Raw genomic sequence first — 8,054 nt, 5'->3', positions numbered from 1 at the left:
CAGGGTGAGCCGTAGCCGGTGGCCGGCAGCAATCAATGTCGCGGTCGGGAAGATCTCCACGTCGTAACGGGTCACCTCACCGGGGACGACGGGACGGACGGCGGAGCGGGTGCTGAAGTGATGCGGTCGCAGAACCGAGCCGTCGGGCAGGTACCACGTGCGTTGCGGGTCCAGCGCGCGGTGTGAGCCGAGCAGGGCTCCCTGGGTCAACGGACGGCTCGCCCCGCCCGGGGCGACGTCGTCGAGGTGGGCAACCCACAGCGTCTCGGTGGTGGTGGCCGCCGCGTGCACGGTGAGCGTGATCGGTCCGGCCATCAACATCTGCGAGGTGAACGGCTGGGTCGTGTAGGTCAGTGCCCCGCGCTGTAGCCGCCGGTTGTCCCGGTCGTAGCGGATCCGCCGGCCGCGTTGGGCGGTGAAGTAGCTGTTCATCCCCAGGCTCCACTGCTCCAGGCTTCGACCGGCCACCGGACCGCGCGCGACGTAATCGAGGGTGGCCAGGGTTTGGTCCGGGTCACAATCACCGCTGAGGCGCCCGGAGTCGCACAGGTACAAGCGGGTGGGTGTGGCCTCGGCCAGCGGGTATTCCCGGGCGTGAAACCACTGTGAGCTTCCGATGGGTTGAAAGGTGAACGGCGGATCCGAGATCGCCGCTGCCGCTTCGTCTTTGAGCCGATGGTCGAACCAGCGCAACTGCAATGCGTTCAGGTGCAGTCCGTCGAAGTCCGACACGTGGTACCACGGGCCCATCAACAGCCGCACCCGGTCGGATACCGGCTGGCCGGGTTCCATCGGCGCGCCATCGGCCCGTCCGGCAAACGCATTCTGCAGCGCCGCGTAATTGAGTGGCACACCCCGCTGGAAGGCGTCGTGCCAGCCGCCGACCAGAAAAACTGCAACACCGTTGGCGGCGATGGACGCAACGACGGTCTCGGGCCGCATCGCATCCCAGAACGGCCCGTCGTACGCGGTATCACCGCCGGACATGGCATCGGCAACCAGCGGCCGAAAGTATTGCCGCTGGTCGCGCCCGCGCTGCCGCACCGCGGCCCAACCACCGGCCCGCGGACGCGGATGCCCGCCCCTGGCGAACAGCTCCAGAGTGGGGTTCACCAGGTTCAGCAGCGTGTATGTCGCGCCGTACGCCCGAACGGTCCGCAGGTGCGGCACTCCCCCCATGGCGGCGGCATCGCGATAGAAATCACGGGCGGCCATCACTGGAAAGATCGCCTTCAGCGGCGAATCCGGGCCCACCGCAGCGGCGGTGAACAACTGGTTGATCGCCAGGTAGGAGATCCCGAACATGCCGACCCGGCCGTTGGCATTCGGCAGCGTGGCTGCCCACTCGACCAGCTCCACGCCATCCTGCGTCTGCCGCTCGCCGAACATCTCGAAACAACCGCCGGAGGCCCCGGTCCCGCGGACGTCGACCATCACCTCGATGTAGCCACGTTTGATGAGGTAGGGGGTGGCGCCGCCGCCGATCTGGGCAGCCGGTGGTGGCGCTTTTTTGCCGTAGGGCGTCACTGACAGCAGCACCGGGAACGGCTCGGCGGCGGGCCGACCGGTCTGCGGCACGGTCGGGTAATGAACGTCGGCGCGCAGCGCGACTCCGTCGCTCATCGGCACCGCGACGTTGTGCCGCACCCCTACCCCGTAGACGGCGGGTGCGGCCGTCCATGACGGGGTGAACGGTGACGGATTGTCTCGACGGGTCCGCCCCTTGCGCCGCAACCGCATTGTCGCCATCAAACCTCCTGCACGCACTCTAGAGAGCCAGGGACGCGCGCAGCCCGACGGGGTGGTTTGATGGACACCTGTGACAATCGACGACGGCACTGCTTCGGTACTGGGACTGTGGCGGGCGTTGTCGCGGCGGAACTGGGATCAGGTCAAGACGTTTCTGTCGACGGATTGCATCTACGTCGACATGCCGGTCGGGCCGACGCTGGCCGCGCGTGGACCCGACGACATCGTCAAACGGCTCAAGGTCGGCCTCGAGCCGCTGACGGGCTATGAGAACCACGATGGCGTGCTGGTGTCCAATGGCTCCGACGTGATGTACGAGCACTCCGAGACCTGGCGCTGGTCGAGCGGTGAAACGGCATTGCTGCGGTTCGTTAGCGTGCACCGCGTGGCCGACGACAAGATAACGCTGTGGAAGGACTACTGGGACATGGGTTCTATGGTCAACCAAGCGCCGTCGACGTGGCTGGAGGATCTGGCCGGTATCGACACCTCGTGGATCTTCGACGCGACCGGGCTGATTTAACTCAGAGCCGGTAGATGCGCGCGGCGTTGGTGTGCGCGATGAGGTCGACGACCCGGACGGCGTCGGCCTCGCTCCAATCGTCGTTGTCGACGAAGCCGCTCAGCACCCGGTGAATGCCTTTGCGCCACAGCGTGGCACCGAGAAAGTGCAATTCGGCCGGGCCGAACCCGTCCGACGAGTACACGATCTTGCCAAACGGCGCCAACTCCAGCAGGCGGGCGATGAACGCCGGTCCCCGAGCGCCCAGGTAGTTGATGCTCAGCCCGCCGTCCAGATAGACGTTGTTGAACGCCTGCGCCAGATAACCCGCTTCGCGCTCATAGGGATAGCAGTGCAGCAACACAACCGGGGTGTCGCCCGACTGCCGCAGAAAATCGAGCAGATACATCGGATTGGCCTTGTGCAGATCGCAGTCCCGGTCGCCGAAGCCGACATGGAACTGCAGCGGCATACCCAGCCGCAGCGCCTGGTGCAGCCCGAAACGCAGCAGAACCCGGTCGCGTAACCGAACGCCGCCGCCCTCACGCCACTGGGCGGCCGCCACGGCGACCTGGGCCGCCGACGGCTCGGTCAGATCGCCGTCAAACCCGCCGCGGTAAGCGAGGATCGACTTGGTGCCGATCGCCGTGGCCGCGCGCCGGTACAGGATCTCCTCGAACGCCGACGCGTAGTCACCCGAGGCCGCCGCGGCCTGCTCTGCCACCTGCTCGAGACGAACCACCTCATGAGCGCGCCCTGCAGACAGTTCGGCAAGCTGGTCGACGTTGACCACCCCTGCGGCGAAGCCGGTATCGACCAGCCAGTCGGTGACGCCGGCGGCGCGCAGAAACAGCCGGCCCAGTTCGAGCTCGCTGAACTGACAGCGATGCTGCCAATAGTCCTGGGGATCAGCGTGTTTGGACAGGCCGAGAACCGGCGCGCAATGGGTGCGTACCGCGAAGCCGAGTTGCGAGTCCAAACCGGAATCGGCCAGCGGCTCGGTGTTGGCCTCGTTGAGGCCGTTCTCGAATCGCTGCCGGTCCCCCGCCGTCACCCAGCAGCCGTGAACGTGCTGATCGATCAACGGCACGTCGGCGACATGGCGCGCCAAAGCCGTATCACACACTCCAGGCCATCCGGAACTTGTCCGTACGCTGCTCCGCGTCCAGGTTGGCGTAGCGCTCGGCCTCCAGACGGCGGACCGCAACCAGCACGTCGACCGCGGCATCGCCGAGGATTGCCCGCATCCGCGCCGAGCCGTCCAGCGCGGCAATGACTTCGGACTGGGCCTCCGGCAGGCGGATGATACCGGCGCCGTCGCGGTCCGCCGCGGAGAGCGAGGCGGGATCCACAGTGGTTTCCGGCGGTAGAGTGGCGTTGCGCTTGATTCCGTCCAGCGCAAGCCCGAGAATCGCCGCCGAGGCAAAGTACGGGTTCGCCGAGGGGTCGACGATCTTCACTTCGACGTTGCCGCCATATGGGTTGGCCGGACCGCCACAGACGAATCGCAGTGCCGCTTCCCGGTTTTCGGTGCCCCAGCAGGCATATGCCCCAGCCCAGTTCCCGGGCCGTATGCGCAGCCCGGACACGACCGACCCGCACAGCACACCCTGTGCCTCCGGCAGTCCGCGAAGTAAGCCGCCCAGCACGCTTTCACCCGCCGCCGTCATGCCCCGCGTGCCACTGCCGTCGGAGAACAGCGGCCCTTCCGTCGTCGTCAATGAGAAGTGCTGATGAGCACCGGATCCCACGCCATCGGCGAACGGTGCCGGCGACAGGCTGACCCGCAGCCCGTAGCGGCGGGCCACCCGGCCGATGATGATCCTGGCGAGCACCAGCTGGTCGGCGGCGGCCACCGGCGGTTGCGGTGTCAACGAGATCTCGAACTGGTTTGGCCCGTATTCGGGATGGAATTGCTCGATTCCGACACCGGCTGCGGTGGTGGCGGCGGTGACATCGCGCACGAACGCCTCATGCTCGAGTACGCCGGCCAGTCCGTATTGCGCCCACAGCGTTGACGGCAGCCGGCTTCCGTCGGGATTGACCAGCATGAACTCGATTTCGTGACCGATCATCGCGGACAGACCTGCCTCGGCAAGGGTGGCTTCGGTACGGCGCAACGTGCCGCGACTGCACACCGCAACGGGGGTTCCGTCCTGCTCGAAGAAGGCGCCGGGTGCCCAGGCCAATCCGTCGCCGATGATGCGCAAGGCGGACAGGTCGATACGGATGCGCTGGTCACCGACCACGCTGATCTCGTCGGTGAACGCAATGCCGCTTTGGTCGATGGCGAAGGCATGCCACACCCGGCTGGCACCCAAACCGGGATCGGTGAACATGTTCGTTCGACGTATCGGCACCGTCTTGGCCTGTGTGAGCCCGGCAGCGTTGACGACGGTGCCGATTACCGCGTCCACCCCTTCGGCCTCCAGTTGGGCGATCGCCGCGGCGGCAAGCGGGGTGGTGCTCACGCGTGGTGGATCAGACCCGGCTGGGCAACGTGAACTTGCAAGATTGGCCGATGTCCAGGGTGCGCAGTACCCGGCCCATCCCTATCCACAGCGCGCACGACAACGCCAGGTCGGCGAGCAACTCGTCGGAAAAGTGTTCGCGGCAGCGGTTCCAGAAGTCTTCGTCGTCACGCAGCACGGTGTGCTCGGTGGCGAACCGGTGGGCGAACTCGGCGGCCAGTCGCTCCTGCTCGCTGTATCCCGGCCAGGTACGCCACTCGTTCGCGTAGTCATACAACTCTTCGTCCACCCCGGCGGCGGGCCCGTCTCCGTCGCGGGTGTTGATGCAGACCGTGCATTCATTGCTGTGCGCGATGACCACCCGGGCAAGTTCGCGGGTGCGCATCGGCAGTCGGCTGCGGTTGTAGACGGCGTCGCTGAACCCGGCGATCGCGCCGCCGAGTTCGGGAGATTTCGAGAACCAGCCAGCCAGGTCGTCGTCAGCGAAGGTTCCGATTCGGCTCATGGCGAGATCGTACGCCAATCACGTTGAGCGACAATCCGGTGTGCGATCTCAGGCCCGCGTCACGTCGTCGGCGGCCGGGCGACGCACTGTGCCGCGTAGAGCGCCTCGCCCAATTTGTCCATCAGCTCCAACTGCGTTTGCAGGTAGTCGACGTGGTCTTCCTCGTCGGCCACGATCTTCTCCAGCAGTTGCGCGCTGGTGCTGTCCTGCCGCTCCCGGCACATGATGATGCCGGGTTTGAGGCGGTTCAACACATCGAACTCCAGCGCCAGATCGCTCTCGAACTGCTCGCGCAGTGTCTGGCCCACCCGCAACGACCCGAGGCGCTGATAGTTGGGCAATCCGTCGAGCAGCAGAATCCGGTCGGTGACACTTTCCGCGTGCCGCATCTCGTCGAATGACTCCGCACGCGTGCGTGCGGCAAGCTCGGTAAAACCCCAGTTTTCTTGCATCTTGGAGTGCAGGAAATATTGGTTGATCGCGGTCAGTTCGCTGGACAATTGCTCGTTGAGCAGGCGCAAAACGTCGGGATCACCTTGCATGATCGCTCCTCATGAAGACTCTCAGGTGGGGTTGGGCTGTAACACCACCAGCGGAATGCCTTTCTCAATCTAGTGCAGGCGACGGCGTCCAACGCGGTGTTTAGTTGAGCGTCGGCGCGCCGCGCCAAACCTCTGGACGGGTAAGTTAGGTTAGACTTTGCTAACCGAGTTAGGTTAGACTCCACTAATATGCGGGCTGTTCAGTCGAGGGGTGAGGCCTACACAGCGTGCGGGCCGGTGGGGGTGCGCTGATGTACGTCTGCCTGTGCGTCGGGGCCACCAGCCAAACCGTCTCGGACTGCGTTGCGCGTGGAGCGTCGACCTCCAAAGAGGTGGCCGCTGCGTGCGGGGCAGGTGGCGACTGCGGACGTTGCCGACACACGGTCCGGGCGATCATCGCGTCCGCTGCGCAGCTGCAAGCCAGCGCGTCACGGTAGCGATCCCAGGACGATTCAGCCGCGTCGCCGGCTGGCGAAATCGGCAAGCGCCGCGGCGTTGGCCTGTGTCCCCATCAATTCGGCGAAGTGGGCGTTCTCCCGGGCGGCTGCGGCCGCGATCTCGGGAAGGTTCGGTTCAACGATGGTCTGCTTGACTGCCATCAGACTCGAAATCGGCCGGGAAGCAAGGATTTCGGCATGCCGACGGGCTTCGGTGAGCAGATCCGACGGTTCGCAGACCTTCCAGACCAGGCCCATTCGCCGGGCCTCGCCGGCGTCCAACCACTCCGAGGACATCAGCAGCCAGGCGGCGTTCTGCCTACCCACAAGTTGCGGCAGCAGATACGACGATGCCGCTTCCGGTGCCACGCCGAGACTGGTGAACGGGCATTTCAGCCGCGCCGTCGACGACATGAACGCCAGGTCGGCATAGCCCAGGATGGTGGCGCCGATCCCCACCCCGACCCCGTTGACCGCGCAGATCAGCGGTTTGGGAAACCGGCTCAACGCCTCGATCATCGTGGTGAAGTTGGATTCTCCGCCGAATTGCGGATCGGTTATTCGCTGCTGCATCTCGTTGAGGTCGTTGCCGGCGCTGAACGCGCGCCCGGCGCCGGTCAGCAGCACCACGGCGACCTCGGGGTCATCGGCGGCGGCGTCCAGCGCGTCGGCGGTGGCCTGGTAGAGCGCCTCGTTGAAGGCGTTGAGCGCCTCGGGCCGGTTCAGGGTGAGGGTGCGCACCCGGCTGTCGTCGTCGATCTGCAGTATCACGGCTGCAGCGTAACCGTCTGTCGCCAGACAGAAGGCAGGGTTGTGATGTCGATCCCGGCCACGGCCGTCGCTTCCGTTTCGCGGTCAGACCGCTCACCCGAACGGTGACTTGAACACATACCGGCTGGTCGGCACCGTGTCGATGTTCTCGTTGGCGCCGAACGCCGACGTGCTGGCGATCATCCGGCTCAGCCGGTCCCGTAGATCACCGTCGTCGGCGGCGCCGAAGAAGGCCTTCAGATCGCTGATCGCCGCGGCCGGGAACAGCTCCTCGACAATGCCCGCGATCGCCGGCGCATCCGGGGTCAGCGCGCGCACCACCGCGTTCTGGGTGTAGCCGAAGATGGACTGGGTTGCGATCGCCACCGGCGTGTGGTCGTTCTGCCAGCGACGCAACCAGCTTTCCCGGTCCAGGCCAGCGGACCGGCGCAACAGCGCAATATTAGCCAATCCCGTTGTCCGCTGGCCGATTTCGAGCGGTGCGGGCAGCGGGATCGATTCGGTGACCAGGTACGCGGCGAGCAGCTCACACTCGGCGTCCAACAGGCGCAGCGCCGCCGCGATCAGCTCGCCGTAACATTGCTGAGTCCACAGGCTCACCACGGCCGCCACCGGCGGGTCGAGAGTCGTGAGCGTCATCAGCGAGTCACGCACCGTGCCGTCGCGGACATTGACAGCCAGACCGGGAACACCCAGCCGCAGAATGGCGTCGGCGACCGGCCCCCGTTGTCGGGCGCACCAGTCGTCGTCGGGCTTGGCGGCCCTGAGCACCGCGATGACCTTCTCCACGGTTTACTCGGCGTCCCGCGCCCACCGGGGCTGGATGAACACGCCGTCGGCTTCGACGGTGACGCCCTGGTCGTCGGCGAGATGGCCGGACGCGAACGTCTTTACACCGTCGACGCGGGTGGTCGTCGCCTCGGCGTGCAAGCGGCCCAGTCGGGTCGCCCGCACGTAGCGCAGGGTGATGGTTCCGGTCAGCCGCGGATTCATGCCGTCGCTGGCGGCCTCACCGAGCACATGATCGAGAACCAGCGCCGCCACTCCCCCGTGCACGTGACCGGGCGGGCCCTCGTA

General features: G+C 66.2%; 10 protein-coding genes. 2 read left to right on the top strand and 8 right to left on the bottom strand.

Features of this window, described 5'->3' with window-relative positions:
• Window positions 1-1,623 (bottom strand): CocE/NonD family hydrolase (locus ACRDTL_RS09670; RefSeq protein ID WP_431506490.1); only part of this gene is annotated, 1,623 nt, incomplete at its 3' end.
• A 196-nt stretch (window positions 1,624-1,819) separates the two neighbouring features.
• Between ACRDTL_RS09670 and ACRDTL_RS09665 the strand changes: the two genes are divergently transcribed.
• Entirely contained in the window at window positions 1,820-2,272 is a 453-nt protein-coding gene (locus ACRDTL_RS09665; RefSeq protein ID WP_431506488.1) for a nuclear transport factor 2 family protein, read from the top strand.
• A gap of 1 nt (window position 2,273) precedes the next feature.
• Here ACRDTL_RS09665 and ACRDTL_RS09660 read toward each other — a convergent pair whose 3' ends face one another.
• The 4 genes from ACRDTL_RS09660 to bfr are packed head-to-tail and all read right to left on the bottom strand — an operon-like array spanning window position 2,274 to window position 5,769.
• Entirely contained in the window at window positions 2,274-3,377 is a 1,104-nt protein-coding gene (locus ACRDTL_RS09660; RefSeq protein WP_431506487.1) for an amidohydrolase family protein, read from the bottom strand.
• Window positions 3,370-4,722 carry a glutamine synthetase family protein gene (locus ACRDTL_RS09655; RefSeq protein ID WP_431506486.1) on the bottom strand — a complete coding sequence of 451 codons (1,353 nt, stop codon included), beginning with the start codon at window positions 4,720-4,722 and terminating at the stop codon, window positions 3,370-3,372. The genes ACRDTL_RS09660 and ACRDTL_RS09655 overlap by 8 nt, the downstream gene beginning before the upstream one ends.
• Window positions 4,723-4,732: 10 nt before the next feature.
• Window positions 4,733-5,227 carry a carboxymuconolactone decarboxylase family protein gene (locus tag ACRDTL_RS09650; protein WP_431506485.1) on the bottom strand — a complete coding sequence of 165 codons (495 nt, stop codon included), beginning with the start codon at window positions 5,225-5,227 and terminating at the stop codon, window positions 4,733-4,735.
• A 59-nt stretch (window positions 5,228-5,286) separates the two neighbouring features.
• Window positions 5,287-5,769 (bottom strand): bacterioferritin, encoded by a 483-nt coding sequence (gene bfr / locus ACRDTL_RS09645; RefSeq protein WP_431506484.1) that lies wholly within the window; start codon window positions 5,767-5,769, stop codon window positions 5,287-5,289.
• Between the two features lie 251 nt (window positions 5,770-6,020).
• Between bfr and ACRDTL_RS09640 the strand changes: the two genes are divergently transcribed.
• Window positions 6,021-6,206, top strand: a complete 186-nt coding sequence (locus ACRDTL_RS09640) for a (2Fe-2S)-binding protein (RefSeq protein WP_431506489.1) — start codon at window positions 6,021-6,023, stop codon at window positions 6,204-6,206.
• A 15-nt stretch (window positions 6,207-6,221) separates the two neighbouring features.
• On the opposite strand, the gene ACRDTL_RS09635 is transcribed toward ACRDTL_RS09640, so the two are convergent.
• From ACRDTL_RS09635 to ACRDTL_RS09625, 3 genes are all read right to left on the bottom strand, one after another.
• Window positions 6,222-6,977 (bottom strand): enoyl-CoA hydratase/isomerase family protein, encoded by a 756-nt coding sequence (locus tag ACRDTL_RS09635; RefSeq protein WP_431506483.1) that lies wholly within the window; start codon window positions 6,975-6,977, stop codon window positions 6,222-6,224.
• Between the two features lie 93 nt (window positions 6,978-7,070).
• Window positions 7,071-7,766 carry an EthD domain-containing protein gene (locus tag ACRDTL_RS09630; RefSeq protein WP_431506482.1) on the bottom strand — a complete coding sequence of 232 codons (696 nt, stop codon included), beginning with the start codon at window positions 7,764-7,766 and terminating at the stop codon, window positions 7,071-7,073.
• 3 nt (window positions 7,767-7,769) lie between these two features.
• Window positions 7,770-8,054, bottom strand: a 285-nt coding sequence (locus tag ACRDTL_RS09625; protein ID WP_431506481.1) for a PaaI family thioesterase, incomplete at its 5' end; no start/stop codon positions are given.

It is taken from the genome of Mycobacterium sp. (genome assembly GCF_050700595.1).
Classification (GTDB): domain Bacteria; phylum Actinomycetota; class Actinomycetes; order Mycobacteriales; family Mycobacteriaceae; genus Mycobacterium.
This window is presented reverse-complemented; position numbering and strand designations above follow the sequence as displayed.